The sequence below is a fragment of the Streptomyces sp. NBC_01306 genome, from assembly GCF_026340465.1.
Classification (GTDB): Bacteria; Actinomycetota; Actinomycetes; order Streptomycetales; family Streptomycetaceae; genus Streptomyces.
Map to the genome: position 1 here is coordinate 4,484,934 of NZ_JAPEPC010000001.1, position 18,161 is coordinate 4,503,094.

The window sequence follows — 18,161 nt, forward strand, 5'->3', positions numbered from 1 at the left end:
AGTCTCTTGGTATCAACTATCTCGGGAACAACTATCTTGACATCAAGAGATTTTCGGGGGAATGCTGGTTCCATGACCGCACCCACCTGGGATCCGCAGCAGTACCTGCGCCACGCGGACCACCGCACCCGCCCCTTCCACGACCTCCTCAGCCGCATCCCCGGCACCCCGGCCACCATCGCCGACCTCGGCTGCGGCGCCGGGAACGTCACCGCCCTGCTCGCCGACCGCTGGCCGGACGCCCGGATCACCGGCTTCGACAACTCCCCGCAGATGCTGGAACAGGCCCAGCGGTACGCGGGGCCCGGGCTCGGCTTCGCCCACGCCGACGCCGCCACCTGGACCCCCGCGGTCCCGTACGACCTGCTCGTCTCCAACGCCCTGCTCCAGTGGGTCCCCGGCCACGCGGACCGCTTCGCCGACTGGCTGGACGGCCTCGCCCCCGGCGGCACCTTCGCCTTCCAGGTGCCCGGCAACTTCACCGCCCCCAGCCACACCCTCCTCGCCGCGCTGCGCGAATCCCCGCGCTGGAAGTCCCGGCTCTCCGGCGTCGGCGACCGCGCCGGAGCCGTCCTGGAACCCGCCGGATACCTCTCCCGCCTCACGGACCTCGGCTGCACCGCGGACGTCTGGGAGACCGCCTACCTCCAGCTCCTCACCGGCGACGACCCGGTCCTCGACTGGGTCAAGGGCACCGCCCTGCGCCCGGTCCTCACCGCGCTCGCCGAGGACGAGGAGGCCGCGGCGGCCTTCCTCACCGAATACCGCGACCTGCTCCGCGAGGCGTACCCGCCGGGCCCGCACGGCACGGTCTTCCCGTTCCGCCGCATCTTCGCCGTCGCCCGCAGGGGGAACCAGTGATCACTGCTCTCGACCACGTACAGCTGGGCGCCCCGCCCGGTACGGAGGACGAACTCCGCGCGTACTACACAGGAGTGCTCGGCATGACGGAGATCCCCAAGCCCCCGGTGCTCGCTGCCCGGGGAGGCTGCTGGTTCCAGTCGGGCCAGGTCCAGCTGCACCTCGGTATGGAAGAGGGCCACCGCCCCTCGGCGAAGGCGCACCCGGCGCTGCGCGTCACCGGTATCGAGGCGTACGGGCAGTTGCTGGAATCCCGGGGCGCGAAGATCACCTGGGACACCGGCCTGCCGGGCCACCGCCGGTTCTACTCGTGGGACCCGGCGGGAAACAGGATCGAGTTCCTGGAGCCGGTGGCCTGACCCGGCCGCCCCGGCCCGGCTGCCCGGCTGCCCGGCTGCCCGGACGGCCGGGCAGCTCAGTGCCCTGAGCCGCTCACTGGCCGGCGCCGCCCGGCGTGGGACCGGAGTGGGTCTTCGACATGAGGGTCACCAGGTCGAAGGCCACCGTGGCTGCCGCCAGGCACGTGATCTCGGCATGGTCGTAGGCCGGCGCGGTCTCGACCACGTCGCCTCCGATCATGTTCAGTCCCTGCAACCGGCGCAGGAGGTGCAGCAGTTCGCGGCCGGTGAAGCCGCCCATCTCCGGTGTGCCCGTGCCCGGCGCGAACGCGGGGTCGAGCACGTCGATGTCGACCGACACGTAGACCGGGGCATCGCCCACCCGCCGGCGCACCGCGTCCGCCGCTCCGTCGATGCCGAGCACGTCGAGATCACCGGCGCGGATCACCCGGAACCCGAGCTTGGCGTCCTCGACGAGGTCGAGCCGGTCGTAGATGGGCCCGCGGATGCCGAGGTGGATCGACTTGTCCTGGGCGAGCAGGCCCTCCTCGGCGGCGCGACGGAACACGGTGCCGTGCGTCGTGGGAGCGTCGAAATAGGTGTCCCAGGTGTCGAGGTGCGCGTCGAAGTGGACCAGGGCGATCGGTCCGTGCTGCTGGTGGGCCGCCCGGAGCAGCGGCAGAGCCACCGTGTGGTCCCCGCCGAGCGCCACGATGCGCCGGTTCCTGTTCCCGGCGACGTCACGGGCGAAGCCCTCGATCGAGCGGAGCGCGGAGGTGGTGTCGTACGGGGTGCACGGCACATCACCCGCATCGACGACCTGGACCTGCTCCAGCGGGGCGACATCGAGGTCGACGTGGAACCGCGGCCGAAGGTGCCGTGACGCCTGACGGATCCCCATCGGACCGAAGCGGGCACCGGGGCGGTACGACGTACCGCCGTCGAACGGGACGCCCAACAGCGCGATGTCGTAGTCGGAGACGTCCCTGATCTCCGGGACGCGGGCGAAGGTTCCACGACCCGCGAACCGGGGCACCTGGGTGGCGTCGAGCGCGCCCATGGGGGTGAAGTCGGTCATGCTGTCTTCTCCTGTCGTGCTGGGGGTGGGTGTGCTGCTGCGGGCCCATGAGGATCGGCCGGACAGGCCCTAGTCGAGCGCCGCCAGTTCCACGTCGGTGTCGAAGGCGGGAGGGTCCTCCACCGCCGATTTCCTGGCCTGGTACCGCTTCATCACGAGGTAGTAGACGGGTGACGCGACGACCAGGCCGACGCACCACGAGATGTCGACACCGCCGAGCTTCGCGCCGAGGGGACCCGTGTAGATGGTCGTGACGAGGAACGGCACCTGCACCGCGGCGCCGACGAGGTAACACAGGACCGCCGGCCAGTTGATCCGGCCGTAGCGGCCGCCGTCGGCCTTGAAGAAGTCCTCGACCACGTAGTCGCCGTGGCGCACCAGGTAGTAGTCGACGAGGTTCACCGCGGTCCACGGGACCAGGGCGCTGAGCAGCAGGACGATGAAGTTGTTGTAGCTCGCCAGGAAGCCCTTCTCGCCGAGGAGGGCGATGGCCAGCGCGATCCCGCAGAGCACCGCGGCCACCACGGCGCGCTCGCGAGCCCGGGCGGACCAGCGGGGAGCGAAGGTCTGCGCGACGGTGATCGTCGACAGGGTGCTGCAGTAGAGATTCATGGCGTTGGTCGCCGCGATCCCCACGGTGAAGACGACAACGATCGGGACGGCGAAGACGCCGGTGAGCTTCGTGAGACCCGCGATCACATCCGCACCGGGCAGCGCAAGACCGACGGATGCACCGAGCAGCATCGGCAGGATGGAGCCGATGGTGCTGCCCCAGTAACTCATCCAGAAGGCCGGCTTCGCGCCGGTGCCGGCCGGCATGTAGCGCGAGTAGTCCGAGACGTACGGCGCGTACGCGATCTGCCACACGGCGGCTGCCGACACCGTGCCCATGAACCCTGCGAGTGTGGCGCCGCCGGTACCGAAGAAGTCGTGCGGCAGCGGGTGCACGAACAGGACCCACACAAAGGCGAGTGCCAGCATCGCTCCCGAAAGGTAGGTCATGATCCGGGTGTAGGCGTGGATGAGCCGGTAGCCGTAGATGGTCGCGATCAGGCTCGCGACCGCGATGATGGTGATGCCGCCCTTGGTACTGATCGGCGTGATGGTCGCCAGAGACTGCCCGCCGAACACCAGGTTCGCCACGAACCAGCCGATGTACATCACGATGACGACCAGGATGATCAGCACGGACCCGTAGGAGCCGAACTGGCCTCGGGTCTGCACCATTTGCGGGATGCCGAGGGTCGGGCCCTGTGCGGAGTGCAGCGCCATGAAGACCGCGCCGATCAGGTTCCCGACGACGACACCCAGCACCGCGGTCCAGAGCGGCTGACCGAAGAGCGTGGTCGACAGTCCACCGGTGACGATGGACAGCACCATGATGTTCGATCCGAACCAGATCGTGAACAGGTCGCGGTTCGTGCCGTGGCGCTCGCTGTCAGGGATCGGCTGGATGGTTGCCGACTCAATGGTCTTCGCCGAGTCGTGGTGAGGTTCAGATGTCCCACTGCGAGGTTCAGATGTCCCGCTCATTGCTCTGTCCTTCCGAAGCAAGGTCCATGACCTGCCGGCGCAGCTGCCGAAAACCGGTGTGGGGAGCGGCCGTTGACGTGAGCCATGACCAGGGATCCCGGTGTGCGCGCGGTGCGGATCACCCGAGCAGCGGGCGCAGGTGATCGTTGAGAAAGAGACCCCTGGGGTCGAACTGCTTGCGGATACCGATGAATCTGTCGAGCTCGGGAAACATCTGCTCCATACGAGCCCGGGTCGTGAAATGCAGCTTTCCCCAGTGGGGACGGGCGTTGTACGGCTGCAGGACGGCATCGACGTCGGAGAGGTAACCCCAGTAGTCGGTGCCTGCCGTGACGGTGATGGTGATCACCGTGTTGTCCCGCTTGTACTGCTGCGAGAGGTAGGCGTCGTCGGCGGCCACCCAGCGCACCTCGACGGGGTAGGTCTCGTTCGGGTACTTCCGGTGGATGAGTTCGCGGATCTCGCGGAAGGCGTCGAGCCCCTGCTCACGAGGTACGAAGTACTCCAGCTCGTTGAAGATGCGCCCGAAGCCGTCGGGGTAGATCCGGTAGGACCGGTCGGCACGGTGGCCCTCGGTGGTGTCGATGCCCTCCGGCTCACGGATCTCCGCGAGGTCGTACACCTTGGTGTACGCGCGGTCCGCCATGGGCCGGCCGGCCGGCGTGGGCAGCTCGAAGAGCTCGGCTCCTCCGTCCGTCGGGCACCACAGGAACGAGAAGTGCCGGTGGGCGTCAGGGTTGACGTCCCAGCCGCTGATCAGCTCGTCGACGTGCGGGTAGGTGATCGTCTCGCGCAGGTGGTACTTGGGCGACACTTCGAGCTCCACCTCGATGACGACGCCCAGCGAGCCCAGCGACACCTGTGCGGCGCGGAGCACGTCGAGGTCGTCCTCACCGATCTCCACCACATCGCCGTTCCCGTCGATGAGCCGGACATAGCGGACCGCTGCCGAGAAACTCGCGAGACCGGACCCCGAGCCGTGGGTGCCGGTGGCGATCGCACCGGCGATGGTCTGCTTGTCGATGTCCCCCTGGTTGGACAGTGCCAGTCCGGCCTCCCAGAGCGCATCGCCGAAGGCACTGATCGGAGTACCGGCCAGGGCCCGGGCCCGCCGCCGGGTCACATCCGTGCCGGTCACGCCGGAGAGATGCTTGAGGCTCAGCAGCAGGCCGCCGGTCTGCACCAGCGGTGTACTTGAGTGCCCGGTGCCGGCGACCCGGACACTGAGCCCCTCGGCGATCGCCCGGCGTACGACAGCCAGCAACTCGGCCTCGTTCGACGGCTCGGCGTACTGGGCCGGGCTGAAGACCTGGTTCTCTCCCCAGTTCTGCCAGACGATTCCGCGCTTGAGGCCGGTGCGGATGCCGCTCATCGTGCGTCGGCCCCTTCGCGTCCATCGGCCGCCGGGGCTTCCGGGCGTGACCGGTTCACCATCACGTGCTTGGTGCGGGAGTAGTCGTCGAGTGCGTAGGCCGACAGGTCCCGGCCGTAGCCCGACGCCTTGAAGCCGCCCCAGGGCATCTCGGTCGCGAACGTCAGATGGTCGTTGACCCACACCGTGCCGAAGTCGAGCTGCCGCGGCAGGTCGGCGGCGCGTCGCGCGTTCTCCGTCCACACCGATGCCGACAGGCCGTACGGCGTCGCATTGGCCGCCGTGACCGCGGCCTGCTCATCGGTGAACGTCTCGACGGTGACGACGGGACCGAAGATCTCCTCCTTCGTGCACTCGGCGCCGGCCGGCACGTCCACGAGAACCGTCGGAGGAAAGAACCATCCGGGCCCCTCGGGGGCGTGGCCGCCGATCGCCGCACGCGCGCCTTCCGCGACCGCGCGCTCCACGAACCCGGCAACGGTCCGGTGGTGCGCCTCGGACACGACGGGGCCCATCTCCACCTGGTCGCCGGCGGCGGGGTCACCCACCACGAGCGTCCCGGCCCGTTCGACGAGCGCGTCGACGAAGTCGGCCGCCACCGACTCATGGACCAGAACGCGGCAGGCGGCGCCACAGTCCTGGCCGCTGTTGCCGAAACCGGCGAAGCGCAGGGTCTCGGCAACAGCCGCGATGTCGGCATCGGGGAAGACCACGACCGCGGCCTTGCCGCCGAGCTCCAGGTGCACCCGCTTCACCGAGTCGGAAGCCGCCCGTGCGACGGCCTGGCCGCTGCGCACCGAGCCGGTGACCGAGATCATCGCGACCTGGGGGTGCCTGGCCAGCGCCTCACCCACGACAGCCCCTTCGCCCGTGACGACGTTGAGCACTCCCGGCGGTAGTACGTCGGCGAGGAGTCCGGCGAGACGGAGCGAGGTCAGGGGCGTGGCCTCGGACGGCTTGAGCACACAGGTGTTGCCGGCCGCCAGGATCGGCGCGATCTTCCAGAGCCCGGTCAGCAACGGGTAGTTCCAGGGCGTGATGGCGGCGACCACCCCCACCGGCTCGCGGACGATCATCGACGTCCGGCCCTCGGCGTACTCACCGGCGCTGAGGCTGAGCTGCGCACGGACGGCGCCCGCCATGAACTGCATGGTGTCGATCGACCCGTCGACGTCCTCGCGCGCGAGCCACAGCGGCTTGCCGGTGTTCACCGACTCAAGGGCAGCGAGCTCCTCCCGGTGTGCCTCCATCACCGACGCGGCCTTGAGCAGGAGACCTGCCCGGTCCTTGGGGGTCTGAGCCCGCCAGGTGAGGAAGGCGGCCTGGGCCGCTTGCACGGCGGCGTCGACGTCCTCCGCGGTGCCCCGGAGGACTTGGCTGATCCGGCAGCCGGTGGCGGGGTTGTACACCGGGATGGCATCGACACTCGCCCCCGAGGTGGAGACACCGTTGATGAAGTGCTTCATGGGTGCAAGCAGCTCCGTGGGAACCAGCGCCGGAGCGTCCGGTGAGGGACGGACCAGATGAGTCCCATTCGTGGTGTGCAGAGCCAGAGACATGGACGAAGCCTTTCTGCAGGTGCTGACCCCACCCGGCAGGTGAGGCCTTGCCCACGATGGTGCGCGCCACCGCGCTCATGAGCTCTGCTCAATCCGTCAAAGCGATGACATCGGATTTGTGCAGACGCACAGTCCTGTGGACTGGCTGCGGCTGCCACTTCTGTACAAATAGGTGATAACGATCGCCGCGTGAACTACCGTCCTGGCATGACGATCACCGTTGCAGAACTGCTGGAGATGCCGCACCTGCGGCTCCGTCTCCTGTCCGGCCGGGACGGGCTGCAACGGGAGGTCAGCTGGACGCACACCTCCGACCTGCCTGAGCCGTGGCAGTGGCTGACCGGCGGGGAGCTGCTGATGACCAACGGCATGTCGTTTCCGAAGACGGCCGGCGAGCAGGAGGAACTCCTGAGGCGGCTGATGGGAGCGGGCGCCAGCGCTCTCGCCATCGGCGAGAAGATGTACTGCCCACCGCTCACCGCGCGGTTCACCGAGGTCAGCGAGTCACTCTCGCTCCCGGTGCTCCTGGTGGACTATCCGATGCCGTTCATCGCGATTTCCCGCGCGGTGGCAGCCGCCAACCTGCTGGAACAGTCGGACCGGCTGATCCGGACCGAGCGAATATATTACGCACTGCAACGCGCGGTCACCGAAAAACGTAAGCCGTCCCAGCTGGCCACCGCGTTGTCGCAGCAGCTGGGCTGTGCGCTGCATGTGTGCCACCGCGAGTCCGCCGAACCGTGGTTTCCCGACAGCCCCGGACTCGACGAGAGGCTTCGCCAGGCCCTGTCGCAGGCCCACCTCGGGTCCCGGCAGGTCAGCGCCGGGGCGTTCGTCACGTATCTGGGCGACGGCCGGGAGATGCGGCTGGCGGACATTCCCACCCAGCCCGGTGCCGTGCTCGTCCTGGTCTCCGACGGGCAGAGCGTGCTCGACGCCATCCTCATGCAGCACGCCGCGACCGTGATCGCCCTGGAGATGTCCCAGGCCCTGGTGGACCTGGAGCACCGCCGCCGGCAAGGTGCCGAGTTCCTGGCCCGGCTCATCGACGGCAGCGCCGAGCCCAGGGGCGGCCGCAGCCAACTCCTCGAAGCCGGGATCGATCCGGCGTCCGCGGTCCTGTACGCCGTCTCATCCGACGACAGCGCCCGGCTGCGTGAAGTGCACGTCGCTCTGTGGCGCAACGGGATTCCGCATCTGGTCGTGCACCGCTCCGGGGTGCTCTACCTGCTGGCGCACGACAAGGAGAGGGTGCTGCGCATCGTCCATTCCCACGTCGGCCCCTCCGCGTCGGTGGGGGTGAGCAGCCCGGTCAAGACCATGGACCGCATCCCCGAGGCGGCACGGGAGGCACGCTGGGCGAGCCAGTCGGCCGAGCACAACAAGACGCCTACCTTCCGCTACGGGGAGGCCACGCCGTTCCTCGGTGTTTCCGGCATCGACGACGCGATGGCACTCGTCGACCGTGTACTCGGGCGGCTCCTGGAGCATGAGTCCAAGCACCGGGGTGAGCTCCTGCCCACCCTGGAGAGTTTCTTCGACCATCAGCGCTCCTGGCAGAAGACGGCGAATGCCTTGCATGTGCACCGGCAGACAGTGCTCTACCGGATCCGCAAGGTCGAAGACATCACCGGGCTCAACCTCGACCGCACCCGGGACATCGCCGAGCTGTGGCTTGCCCTGCAAGCGCGTTCGATGCTGCCGGGCGCCGCTGAACCGGCAGGCACCGGCAGGAACGCACATCGCGCTCGGGGGAGTGATGACAGGGCCGGGGACGACCGATGATCCCGGAACGGGGGGCACTTGACGGCCGCGTTGCGAGCTCGTATGTTCCTCGCAAGATCCGGCCATCCGCCGGCAACTCTCCGGCGGACTCCGGAAGAGCAGACGCTCAGGCGTCTCACCCACGGTGCGGGCCGCGGCATCGCGGCGAAGCTCTCAGGACCGTTCGGCACATGAGAAGTGACGAAGGATCCCGTCGCCGGCCCTGTGCTCGCATCCGCAAACCGCACCTCACTTCACCTGACCTTTCGGTCAGGCCCGACAACTCCACATCGTGCCGTTCGAACCGAAGCGGGAGAGCCCTCGCCCATCCTTGGCGAGGCGCCGAAGGAGCAACCTTCCCCAGAATCTCTCAGGCCCAACTACCGCTTCGGTGAGGCAACTCTGGAAAGTCAGGACCGCGTGTCCTGCGCCCACGGTGCAAACCGCCCGACCCGGCGGTGAAGCTCTCAGGTACCGATGACAGAGCGGGGAGGTCACCCATCCACGGCGCCGCTTCCGCGGTGCCCTCATGAGGGAGCCTCCCGCCATGACCTCACCCGGTGCCTCCGCGTCCGGAGAGTTCGCCACCCGTCACATCGGTGTCAGCGAAACCGACCAGGCCAAGATGCTGGCCGAAGTCGGTTACCCGACACTGGCCGGCCTCATGGACGCCGCCGTTCCGGGCGGCATCCGGAACACCTCCGAACTGAACCTGCCCGCCGCCGCCACCGAGGCGGAGGCACGCGCCGAACTGCAGGAGATGGCGAGCAGGAACACCGCGGCCGTCCCGATGATCGGCCTCGGCTACCACGCGACCACTACGCCCGCGGTGATCCGGCGCAACGTGCTGGAGGACCCGGCGTGGTACACCGCCTACACGCCGTACCAGCCGGAGATCAGCCAGGGGCGGCTCGAAGCGCTGATCAACTTCCAGACCATGGTCGGCGACCTCACCGGGCTGCCGACCGCCAACGCGTCGCTGCTCGACGAAGGCACCGCCGTCGCCGAAGCCGTCACCGTCATGCGCCGCGCCGTACGCGGAGGCCGCCCCCGCGTCCTGGTCGACCGCGACACCCTGCCGCAGACCCTCGACGTCCTGCGCACGCGCGCCGTCGCGGTCGGCATCGAGGTCGTCGGGATCGATGTCGACGAGCCGCTGCCCGATGGGGACTTCTTCGGAGTGGTGCTGTCCTACCCGGGCTGCTCGGGCGCCGTCCGCGACCTGCGCGAGGTGACCGCTGCGGCACGGGCCCGCGGGGCGCTGGTCACCGTGACCGCCGACCTGCTGGCGCTCACCCTGCTCGTGCCACCGGGTGAGTTCGGCGCCGACATCACCGTGGGCTCGTCCCAGCGGTTCGGTGTCCCGCTGTTCTACGGCGGGCCGCACGCCGGCTACATCGCCGTCCGCGCAGGGCTGGAACGTCATGTGCCCGGCCGGCTCGTGGGCGTGTCCGTGGACAGCGCGGGCCGGCCGGCGTACCGCCTCGCCCTGCAGACCCGAGAGCAGCACATCCGGCGCGACAAGGCGACGTCCAACATCTGTACCGCGCAGGTGCTGCTGGCCGTGGTCGCATCGATGTACGCCGTCCACCACGGCCCCGAAGGCCTGGCCGAGATCGCCCGGCGAACGCACCGGCACGCCACGCTCATTGCCGCCGGCCTGCGGACGGCCGGGATCACGGTGGTGCACCGTGCGATCTTCGACACCCTGCTGGTACGGGTCGACGGCCGCGCCGAAGAGGTCGTCGCGGCTGCGCACGGCAAGGGCCTGCGGCTGCGGCTGGTGGACGGCGACCACGTCGGCGTCTCCTGCTCCGAGGTCACGACCGAGGACCATGTCCGCCTCGTACTCGATGCGTTCGCCCGGTCCGGGGGCGACCAGGAGGAGCCGGCGGCCGACGCTCCGGTGACGATTCCGCCGGGACTGCGCCGTACCTCCCCCTTCCTCACCCATCCCGTCTTCCACCAGCACCGTTCCGAAACCGCGATGCTTCGCTACCTGCGCAAGCTCTCCGGCCGCGACTTCGCGCTGGACCGCGGCATGATCCCGCTCGGGTCCTGCACGATGAAGCTCAACGCGACCACAGAGATGGAACCGGTCAGTTGGCCCGGCTTCGCGGACCTGCACCCGTTCGCGCCGGTCACCGACGCGGCCGGGTACCTGGCCCTGATCGCGCAGCTGGAGACATGGCTGGCCGAGGTCACCGGCTACGCCAAGGTCTCCGTCCAGCCGAACGCCGGATCACAGGGCGAACTCGCGGGCCTGCTGGCGATCCGCGGCTACCACGGCAGCATCGGTCAGGCCGGACGCGACGTGTGCCTGATACCGGCAAGCGCCCACGGCACCAACGCGGCGTCCGCCGTCATGGCCGGGATGCGTGTGGTCGTGGTGGCATCACGGCCCGACGGCACGGTCGACCTCGACGACCTCAAGGCGAAGTGCGCCGAGCACGCCGAAGCCCTGGCCGCGATCATGGTGACGTACCCCTCGACGCACGGTGTCTACGAGGAGAGCATCACCCGGCTGTGCGAGCTGGTGCACGAGCACGGCGGACAGGTGTACGTCGACGGGGCCAATCTCAACGCGCTGCTCGGCGTCGCCAAGCCCGGTGAGTTCGGTGGCGACGTGTCCCACCTCAACCTGCACAAGACGTTCTGCATCCCGCACGGCGGCGGCGGGCCAGGCGTCGGCCCGGTCGCGGTGGCCGAGCACCTCGCGCCGTACCTGCCCACGCACCGGCTGCACCCCGACACCGGGAGCCGCGCCGGGACCGGACCGGTGAGCGCCGCACCGTTCGGCAGCGCCGGCATCCTGCCGATCCCGTGGGCCTACATCCGGATGATGGGCGGGGAAGGGCTGACCAGGGCGACACAGACAGCCGTGCTGAGCGCCAACTACGTCGCCCGCCGGCTCGCGCAGCACTTCCCCGTCCTGTACGCGGGGGAGGACGGCCTCGTCGCTCACGAGTGCATCCTCGACGTACGCCCGATCACCGCTGCGACGGGTGTGACGGTCGACGACATCGCCAAGCGGCTCATCGACTACGGCTTCCACGCGCCGACGATGAGTTTCCCGGTCGCCGGCACGCTGATGGTCGAGCCGACGGAAAGCGAAAGCCTGGCGGAGCTGGACCGCTTCTGCGAGGCGATGATCGCGATCCGCGCGGAGACCGACCTGGTGGACAAGGGCGTCTGGACCCTTGACGGGTCCCCCCTGCGACAGGCACCGCACACCGCGGCCGCGCTCGCCGGTCGGTGGACCCACGCCTACTCGCGCGAACGGGCCGTCTTCCCGGCGGGCGTCACACCGGACAAGTACTGGCCGCCGGTCGGCCGGATCGACCAGGCACACGGCGACCGGAACCTGGTCTGTTCCTGCCCGTCCCCCGAGTCGTTCGAGTCGATCTGACCGGTCACGGTCCGAGGGGAAACCACCATGTCCACCCTGTCCAAGAAGTCACCACTGCACGACGTCCACACGGAGCTCGGTGCGCGGTTCACCGACGTCGCCGGCTGGTCCATGCCGCTGTGCTACGCCTCCGGACCGGCTGAGCACCACGCCGTACGGACCACCGCCGGAATCTTCGACCTCACCCACCTGGGCGAGATCGAACTGTCCGGCCCCGAGGCGGGCCGGGCCCTCGACCACGCCCTGGCCGGGGAACCGTCGAAGACCGCCGTCGGCCGCACCAGCAGCTCCACGCTGGTCCACGAGACCGGCGCAGTACTCGACGACCTCCTCGTCCACCGCCTGGCCGGGCAGCGATACCTCGTCGTGGCCAACGCCGCCAACACCCTGATCGTGCTCTCCAGCCTGCGTGACCGGATCGACGGCTACGCCGCCACGATCCGGGACGCGTCCGGCGACTGGGCACTGATCGCGGTCCCGGGCCCGAAGTCGCCGGAGATCGTCAGCGAACTGGCCGACGTCGACGTGCCGTTGCTGCGGTACGACGCGATCGGACCGGTACGGCTGGCGGACCACGACGTGCTGCTCGCCCGCACCGGCCGCACCGGCGAGGACGGCCTGGAGATCTACTGCCGCCCCCAGGACGCGGTGCCCCTCTGGCGGGCCGTCAGCGCGGCGGGCGCGGAACACGGCCTGGTCCCGTGCGGCCTGGCCTGCCGCGACACGCTGCGCCGTGAGGCCGGCCTGCCGCTGTACGGCAGGGAACTCACCGTCCGCACCACGCTGTTCGACCCAGGAACCGGCCGCCCTTCCACCGCCGCCGGGCCTGACCATTTCCGGAGGGAACAACCATGAACCTGCCCACCGACCTCATGTACACCAGCGACCACGAGTGGATCGCGACCGACGGTGACCTGTCGACCATCGGGGTCACCGCCCACGCCGCCGACGCGCTCGGCGACGTCGTCTACCTCGACCTGCCCGCCGTCGGCGCGACGGTCAAGGCCGGCGACGTGTGCGGAGAGATCGAGTCGACCAAGTCGGTGAGCGACCTGTACGCGCCGGCCGACGGCGAGGTCGTCGAGATCAACGAAGACGCGGTCGCCGACCCCGGCCGGGTCAACGCCGCACCTTTCGGGGCGGGTTGGCTGTTCCGGATGCGGATCACCGGCTCGCCGGACCTGCTGGACGCCGCCGCCTACGCGGCCCTCACCGCAGGAGCCTGAGATGTCCGTACCGGACCTCGGCCCTCCCGCTTCCCCCGACGGCCGCAGGCTGCTGCGTCTTGAGGTGCGGAACAGCCGGACCCCCGTCGAGCGCAAGCCCGAGTGGGTCAGGACCCGGGCCAGGATGGGCCCCGAGTACACGAAGATGCGAGCCCTGGTGGAGTCCGATGGGCTGCACACGGTCTGCCAGGAGGCGGGCTGTCCCAACATCTACGAATGCTGGGAGGACCGCGAGGCCACCTTCCTCATCGGCGGCGACCAGTGCACCCGGCGCTGCGACTTCTGCCAGATCGACACCGGCAAGCCCCGGCCCCTGGACCGGGACGAGCCGCGCCGGGTGGCGGAGTCCGTGGCCGCGATGGGGCTGAGGTACGCCACCATCACCGGGGTGGCCCGCGACGACCTGCCCGACGGGGGTGCCTGGCTGTACGCCGAGACGGTCCGGCAGATCCGCGCACTGAACCCCGACACCGGGGTGGAGAACCTGGTCCCGGACTTCAACGGTGTCCCCGAACTGCTCACCCAGGTCTTCGAGTCCCGTCCGGAGGTGCTGGCGCACAACGTGGAGACGGTGCCACGGATCTTCAAACGGATCCGGCCCGCGTTCCGCTACGACCGGTCGCTCGGTGTGCTCACCGCGGCACGGGAGTCCGGGCTGGTCACCAAGTCGAACCTGATCCTGGGCATGGGCGAGACCCGGGACGAGATCTCGACCGCGTTGCGGGACCTGCACGACGCCGGATGCGACCTGATCACCATCACCCAGTACCTGCGGCCCTCCGTACGGCACCACCCGGTGGAGCGGTGGGTCAGGCCCGAGGAGTTCGCCGAGCTCAGGGAAGAAGCCGAGGAGACCGGCTTCGCCGGAGTGATGTCCGGCCCCCTGGTCCGCTCCTCCTACCGCGCCGGACGGCTCTACCGGCAAGCACGCGACAGGAAGCACCGGCAGGACCCGGCCGGCTGAACACCGCTGACGACGCTGCGCGGGGGGCCACGCCCACGTCGCACCTGCATCCCTTTCCCTCCGCCCACCCTTCACTTCCACAGGAGGCACCGCCATGCCCATCTCCGTCTTCGATCTCTTCTCCATCGGCATCGGCCCCTCCAGCTCACACACGGTGGGCCCGATGCGGGCCGCCCGGATGTTCGTCGGCCGGCTGAAGGAGGACGGTCTGCTCGCGCAGACGGCCTCGGTGCGGGCGGAACTCTTCGGCTCGCTCGGCGCCACCGGCCACGGCCACGGCACACCCAAGGCCGTACTGCTGGGCCTGGAAGGCCACGAGCCGCACACCGTGGACGTGGACAGCGCCGACGATGAGGTCACCCGGATCCGTACCGCCCGGCGCCTGCGGCTGCTGGGCACCGACCTCGGCGACGCCCACGAGATCGCCTTCGACCCCGACACCCAGCTGGTGCTGCACCGCCGCCGCTCCCTGCCCCACCACGCCAACGGCATGACCCTCTCCGCCCACGACCACGGCGGGCCACCGCTGCTCGACAAGACCTACTACTCGGTCGGCGGCGGCTTCGTCGTCGACGAGGACGCGGTCGGCGAAGACCGGATCAAGCTCGACGACACCGAGCTCAAGCACCCCTTCCACACCGGCGACGAACTGCTGCGCCGCTCCCGCGAGACCGGGTTGTCGATCTCCGCCCTGATGCTGGAGAACGAGAAGGCCTGGCGCACCGAGGACGAGATCCGCACCGGCCTGCTGGAGATCTGGCGCGTCATGCAGGCCTGCGTGGCACGCGGCCTGTCCCGCGAGGGCATCCTGCCCGGCGGGCTGAAGGTCCGCCGCCGCGCGACCACCTCCGCCCGCGCGCTGCACGCCGAGGGCGACGCGGCCGGCCGGGCCATGGAGTGGGTCACCCTGTACGCCATGGCGGTCAATGAGGAGAACGCCGCCGGCGGCCGGGTCGTCACCGCCCCGACCAACGGCGCGGCCGGCATCATCCCGGCCGTCCTGCACTACTACCGCACCTTCGTGCCCGGCGCCGACGACGACGGCACCGTGCGGTTCCTGCTGGCGGCCGGGGCGATCGGCCTGCTGTTCAAGGAGAACGCCTCGATCTCCGGGGCCGAGGTGGGCTGCCAGGGCGAGGTCGGCTCAGCCTGCTCGATGGCCGCCGGCGCCCTGGCCGAGGTGCTCGGCGGCTCCCCGGAGCAGGTGGAGAACGCCGCGGAGATCGGCATGGAGCACAACCTGGGGCTGACCTGCGACCCGGTCGGCGGTCTGGTGCAGATCCCCTGCATCGAGCGGAACGGAATGGCCGCGGTCAAGGCGATCACCGCCGCACGGATGGCGCTGCGCGGCGACGGCCGGCACCACGTGTCCCTCGACAAGGTCATCAAGACCATGAAGGAGACCGGCGCGGACATGAAGATCAAGTACAAGGAGACGGCGCGAGGCGGGCTCGCGGTCAACGTCATCGACTGCTGACGCGCACGGACCGCGCCAGCGGGGGGTGCGTAGTCCGGTGCAGCCGAACGGAATGCCACTGCCCCGGCACAGCTGGCCAGCTGTGCGGCTACAACTGCGTGAGAGCGTCCGTCGTGATGTCGATGCCCAGGTCGTACGGGACACCGAGCTTGAGCTGGTCGTGGTGAATACCGGTCAGCGCGTACGCCTTGGTCACCGGGTCGAGCTCGTACACCCGCACCACCGGATGCCGGCTCTCGCCGGTCATCTCCACCAGCCAGAAGTGCTCGATGCCGGCGGCCGCGTACTTGCGCGGCTTCGTGCCGCGGTCACGGGCCTCCGAGTCGGGGGAGACGACCTCGACTGCGAGCAGAACATCCGCGGCTTCGAAGCTGGTCTGCTCCGGACCGGTGACTGCACTGGCCCGGATGACGGAGATATCGGGCTCGGGACCATTGCGGCGGTCCAGGACGACCGTCATCTCCCGGCGGACCTTCAGGTGCCCGGGCACTGTGCTGCGCAGGCCGGTCATCAGGAGATCGATCATGCGGCTGTGGAAAATCCGCTGTGGACTCACGAAAACAAGGCTCCCGTCGAGCAGCTCGGTGTGCGGCGGGAGGCCGGGCAGCGTGAACAGGTCGTCCACGGTGTATCCGTCCTGGGGCGGCACGGGCCAGCGGAAGCTGTGCCCGGCGAGCGGCTCGGCGGTCATGGTTCCTCCCATAGGCGGAATTCTCGGCCTATGGCCACCACGGGAGCGGCCGAAAACCACATGAGTCATCACAACGGGTGACGCCACGGCCTTCGCACCACGGCCGGAACCGTCACCCCTTCCGGTGGCCTATCAGCCGCGGCTTCGGCTCCAGGCCGTCCAGACCGTGCCATGCCAGGTTCACCAGATGCGCCGCCACCTCCGCCTTCGGCGGCTTGCGGACGTCCAGCCACCACTGGCCCGTCAGCGCCACCATGCCGACCAGCGCCTGCGCGTACAGCGGCGCCAGCTTCGGGTCGAAGCCGCGCGCCTTGAACTCCATCCCCAGGATGTCCTCCACCTGGGTGGCGATATCGCTGATCAGCGACGCGAACGTCCCCGTCGACTGCGCCACCGGCGAGTCCCGCACCAGGATGCGGAAACCGTCCGTGTACTCCTCGATGTAATCCAGCAGCGCGAAAGCCGCCTGCTCGCACAGCTCACGCGGATGGCCGGCCGTCAGCGAACCCGTCACCAGATCCAGCAGCTGACGCATCTCCCGGTCGACCACCACCGCGTACAGGCCCTCCTTGCCGCCGAAGTGCTCGTACACCACCGGCTTGGAGACCCCGGCCTTCGCCGCGATCTCCTCCACCGACGTGCCCTCGAACCCCTTCGCGGCGAAGAGGGTGCGGCCGATGTCCAGCAGCTGCTCGCGGCGTTCCTTCCCGGTCATACGGACCCGGCGCGCACGCCGGGCCGCGGGCGGGCGGTTCTTGCCACCGCTGGTACTGCTGCCTTCGATCGCCACGTCTGTCATCATGCCGTTTCTGTGAGCGCGCTCTTACGCCGTGCATCGATACGGGAAGCCGACGGCCAGCGCACATCGGTCGCCCAGCCCAGCTGCTCGCACCAGCGGATCAGACGCGCACTGGAATCCAGCTGGCCCCGCAGGACACCGTGCCGGGCGGACGTCGGGTCCGCGTGGTGCAGGTTGTGCCAGGACTCCCCGCAGGACAGGATCGCCAGCCACCACACATTGCCCGAGCGGTCACGCGACTTGAACGGCCGCCTGCCCACCGCGTGACAGATCGAGTTGATCGACCAGGTCACATGGTGGAGCAGCGCCACCCGGACCAGCGAACCCCAGAAGAACGCCGTGAAAGCGCCCCACCACGACATCGTCACCAGACCGCCCACCAGCGGCGGAATCGCCAGCGACACAGCCGTCCAGTAGATGAAGTTCCGCGAGATCCAGCGGATCGCCGGGTCCTTGATCAGATCCGGGGCGTACTTGTGCTGTGGCGTCTGCTCCTCGTCGAACATCCAGGCCATGTGCGCCCACCACAACCCCTTGAGCAGGGCAGGGAAGGTCTCGCCGTAACGCCACGGAGAGTGCGGGTCACCCTCCGCGTCGGAGAACTTGTGGTGCTTGCGGTGATCGGCCACCCAGCGGACCAGCGGCCCCTCGACCGCCAGCGAACCCATCATCGCCAGCACGAGACGCAGCGGACGGTTCGCCTTGAAGGCGCCATGCGTGAAATACCGGTGGAAACCGATCGTGATGCCATGGCAACCGACGTAATACATCACCACGAGCAGACCCAGATCGAGCCAGCTCACACCGCCCCAGCTCCAGGCCAGCGGCACCGCCGCGACCAGAGCGAGAAACGGCACGATGATGAAGAGCAGCAGACCGAACTGCTCGACGGAGCCTTTGCTGTCCCCGCCCAGCGTCGCGCGGGGGACTACAGGTCCGGTCGGGGTCTGGGCGTCATCGATCAGATCGGGACCAATGGTCATAAGGGACGTCCCCCGTGGGGTGAGGAATGCGGCTGATGCCCGGCTACGGTTCCGTAACCTACGGCCTCGTAAGTATGTCAGCGAGCAGCCTCGCGGCAAGAGGGCTG

At 69.3% G+C, this 18,161-nt stretch carries 15 protein-coding genes and 1 riboswitch; of the genes, 8 read left to right on the plus strand and 7 right to left on the minus strand.

Features of this window, described 5'->3' with window-relative positions; genetic code table 11:
* Window positions 1–72 precede the first annotated feature (72 nt).
* Complete coding sequence (locus OG385_RS19825) at window positions 73–861, plus strand: trans-aconitate 2-methyltransferase (RefSeq protein ID WP_266856169.1); 789 nt, start codon at window positions 73–75, stop codon at window positions 859–861.
* Window positions 858–1,220, plus strand: a complete 363-nt coding sequence (locus OG385_RS19830; RefSeq protein ID WP_266856171.1) for a VOC family protein — start codon at window positions 858–860, stop codon at window positions 1,218–1,220. The genes OG385_RS19825 and OG385_RS19830 overlap by 4 nt, the downstream gene beginning before the upstream one ends.
* Window positions 1,221–1,293: 73 nt before the next feature.
* On the opposite strand, the gene speB is transcribed toward OG385_RS19830, so the two are convergent.
* The 4 genes from speB to OG385_RS19850 all read right to left on the minus strand — a co-directional run bounded on the left by speB (window position 1,294) and on the right by OG385_RS19850 (window position 6,648).
* Entirely contained in the window at window positions 1,294–2,277 is a 984-nt protein-coding gene (gene speB, locus OG385_RS19835) for an agmatinase (protein WP_266856173.1), read from the minus strand.
* A 69-nt stretch (window positions 2,278–2,346) separates the two neighbouring features.
* Window positions 2,347–3,810 (minus strand): cytosine permease, encoded by a 1,464-nt coding sequence (locus tag OG385_RS19840; RefSeq protein WP_266856175.1) that lies wholly within the window; start codon window positions 3,808–3,810, stop codon window positions 2,347–2,349.
* Window positions 3,811–3,928: 118 nt separating this feature from the next.
* Window positions 3,929–5,182, minus strand: coding sequence for a D-arabinono-1,4-lactone oxidase (locus OG385_RS19845; protein ID WP_266856177.1), 1,254 nt, complete (start codon window positions 5,180–5,182; stop codon window positions 3,929–3,931).
* Entirely contained in the window at window positions 5,179–6,648 is a 1,470-nt protein-coding gene (locus tag OG385_RS19850) for an aldehyde dehydrogenase family protein (RefSeq protein ID WP_266856179.1), read from the minus strand. Before OG385_RS19850 ends, OG385_RS19845 begins: the two co-directional genes overlap by 4 nt.
* A gap of 300 nt (window positions 6,649–6,948) precedes the next feature.
* Here OG385_RS19850 and OG385_RS19855 point away from each other — a divergent pair, with 300 nt between their 5' ends.
* The 6 genes from OG385_RS19855 to OG385_RS19880 all read left to right on the plus strand — a co-directional run bounded on the left by OG385_RS19855 (window position 6,949) and on the right by OG385_RS19880 (window position 15,581).
* On the plus strand, window positions 6,949–8,526 hold the full coding sequence (locus tag OG385_RS19855; protein ID WP_266856181.1) for a PucR family transcriptional regulator ligand-binding domain-containing protein: 1,578 nt from the start codon (window positions 6,949–6,951) through the stop codon (window positions 8,524–8,526).
* Window positions 8,527–8,805: 279 nt separating this feature from the next.
* Window positions 8,806–8,901, plus strand: a riboswitch (glycine riboswitch).
* A 151-nt stretch (window positions 8,902–9,052) separates the two neighbouring features.
* Window positions 9,053–11,914: an aminomethyl-transferring glycine dehydrogenase gene (gene gcvP / locus OG385_RS19860; protein WP_266856183.1), complete on the plus strand. Its 2,862-nt coding sequence runs from the start codon at window positions 9,053–9,055 to the stop codon at window positions 11,912–11,914.
* A gap of 27 nt (window positions 11,915–11,941) precedes the next feature.
* Window positions 11,942–12,769 (plus strand): glycine cleavage system protein T, encoded by an 828-nt coding sequence (locus OG385_RS19865; RefSeq protein WP_266856185.1) that lies wholly within the window; start codon window positions 11,942–11,944, stop codon window positions 12,767–12,769.
* Window positions 12,766–13,140 (plus strand): glycine cleavage system protein GcvH, encoded by a 375-nt coding sequence (gene gcvH, locus OG385_RS19870; RefSeq protein WP_266856187.1) that lies wholly within the window; start codon window positions 12,766–12,768, stop codon window positions 13,138–13,140. The genes OG385_RS19865 and gcvH overlap by 4 nt, the downstream gene beginning before the upstream one ends.
* Before the next feature lies 1 nt (window position 13,141).
* The gene (lipA, locus tag OG385_RS19875; protein WP_266856189.1) at window positions 13,142–14,104 is read left to right on the plus strand and encodes a lipoyl synthase; all 963 of its coding nucleotides are present in this window, start codon (window positions 13,142–13,144) and stop codon (window positions 14,102–14,104) included.
* A 94-nt stretch (window positions 14,105–14,198) separates the two neighbouring features.
* Window positions 14,199–15,581 carry an L-serine ammonia-lyase gene (locus tag OG385_RS19880; RefSeq protein ID WP_266856191.1) on the plus strand — a complete coding sequence of 461 codons (1,383 nt, stop codon included), beginning with the start codon at window positions 14,199–14,201 and terminating at the stop codon, window positions 15,579–15,581.
* Between the two features lie 88 nt (window positions 15,582–15,669).
* Here the strand turns inward: OG385_RS19880 and OG385_RS19885 are convergent, their stop codons facing one another.
* The 3 genes from OG385_RS19885 to OG385_RS19895 all read right to left on the minus strand — a co-directional run bounded on the left by OG385_RS19885 (window position 15,670) and on the right by OG385_RS19895 (window position 18,054).
* Window positions 15,670–16,272 carry a Uma2 family endonuclease gene (locus OG385_RS19885; RefSeq protein WP_266856193.1) on the minus strand — a complete coding sequence of 201 codons (603 nt, stop codon included), beginning with the start codon at window positions 16,270–16,272 and terminating at the stop codon, window positions 15,670–15,672.
* 112 nt (window positions 16,273–16,384) lie between these two features.
* Window positions 16,385–17,074, minus strand: a complete 690-nt coding sequence (locus OG385_RS19890) for a TetR/AcrR family transcriptional regulator (protein WP_266856195.1) — start codon at window positions 17,072–17,074, stop codon at window positions 16,385–16,387.
* Window positions 17,071–18,054, minus strand: a complete 984-nt coding sequence (locus tag OG385_RS19895) for a fatty acid desaturase (RefSeq protein ID WP_266856197.1) — start codon at window positions 18,052–18,054, stop codon at window positions 17,071–17,073. Before OG385_RS19895 ends, OG385_RS19890 begins: the two co-directional genes overlap by 4 nt.
* Window positions 18,055–18,161: the final 107 nt, after the last annotated feature.

Bases quoted from the DNA above. Each gene is read 5' to 3' on its own strand.
- OG385_RS19825 (WP_266856169.1), top strand. From the start codon at position 73: ATGACCGCACCCACCTGGGATCCGCAGCAGTACCTGCGCCACGCGGAC.
- speB (WP_266856173.1), bottom strand. From the start codon at position 2,277: ATGACCGACTTCACCCCCATGGGCGCGCTCGACGCCACCCAGGTGCCC.
- OG385_RS19840 (WP_266856175.1), bottom strand. From the start codon at position 3,810: ATGAGCGGGACATCTGAACCTCGCAGTGGGACATCTGAACCTCACCAC.
- OG385_RS19845 (WP_266856177.1), bottom strand. From the start codon at position 5,182: ATGAGCGGCATCCGCACCGGCCTCAAGCGCGGAATCGTCTGGCAGAAC.
- OG385_RS19850 (WP_266856179.1), bottom strand. From the start codon at position 6,648: ATGAAGCACTTCATCAACGGTGTCTCCACCTCGGGGGCGAGTGTCGAT.
- OG385_RS19855 (WP_266856181.1), top strand. From the start codon at position 6,949: ATGACGATCACCGTTGCAGAACTGCTGGAGATGCCGCACCTGCGGCTC.
- gcvP (WP_266856183.1), top strand. From the start codon at position 9,053: ATGACCTCACCCGGTGCCTCCGCGTCCGGAGAGTTCGCCACCCGTCAC.
- OG385_RS19865 (WP_266856185.1), top strand. From the start codon at position 11,942: ATGTCCACCCTGTCCAAGAAGTCACCACTGCACGACGTCCACACGGAG.
- gcvH (WP_266856187.1), top strand. From the start codon at position 12,766: ATGAACCTGCCCACCGACCTCATGTACACCAGCGACCACGAGTGGATC.
- lipA (WP_266856189.1), top strand. From the start codon at position 13,142: ATGTCCGTACCGGACCTCGGCCCTCCCGCTTCCCCCGACGGCCGCAGG.
- OG385_RS19880 (WP_266856191.1), top strand. From the start codon at position 14,199: ATGCCCATCTCCGTCTTCGATCTCTTCTCCATCGGCATCGGCCCCTCC.
- OG385_RS19885 (WP_266856193.1), bottom strand. From the start codon at position 16,272: ATGACCGCCGAGCCGCTCGCCGGGCACAGCTTCCGCTGGCCCGTGCCG.
- OG385_RS19890 (WP_266856195.1), bottom strand. From the start codon at position 17,074: ATGATGACAGACGTGGCGATCGAAGGCAGCAGTACCAGCGGTGGCAAG.
- OG385_RS19895 (WP_266856197.1), bottom strand. From the start codon at position 18,054: ATGACCATTGGTCCCGATCTGATCGATGACGCCCAGACCCCGACCGGA.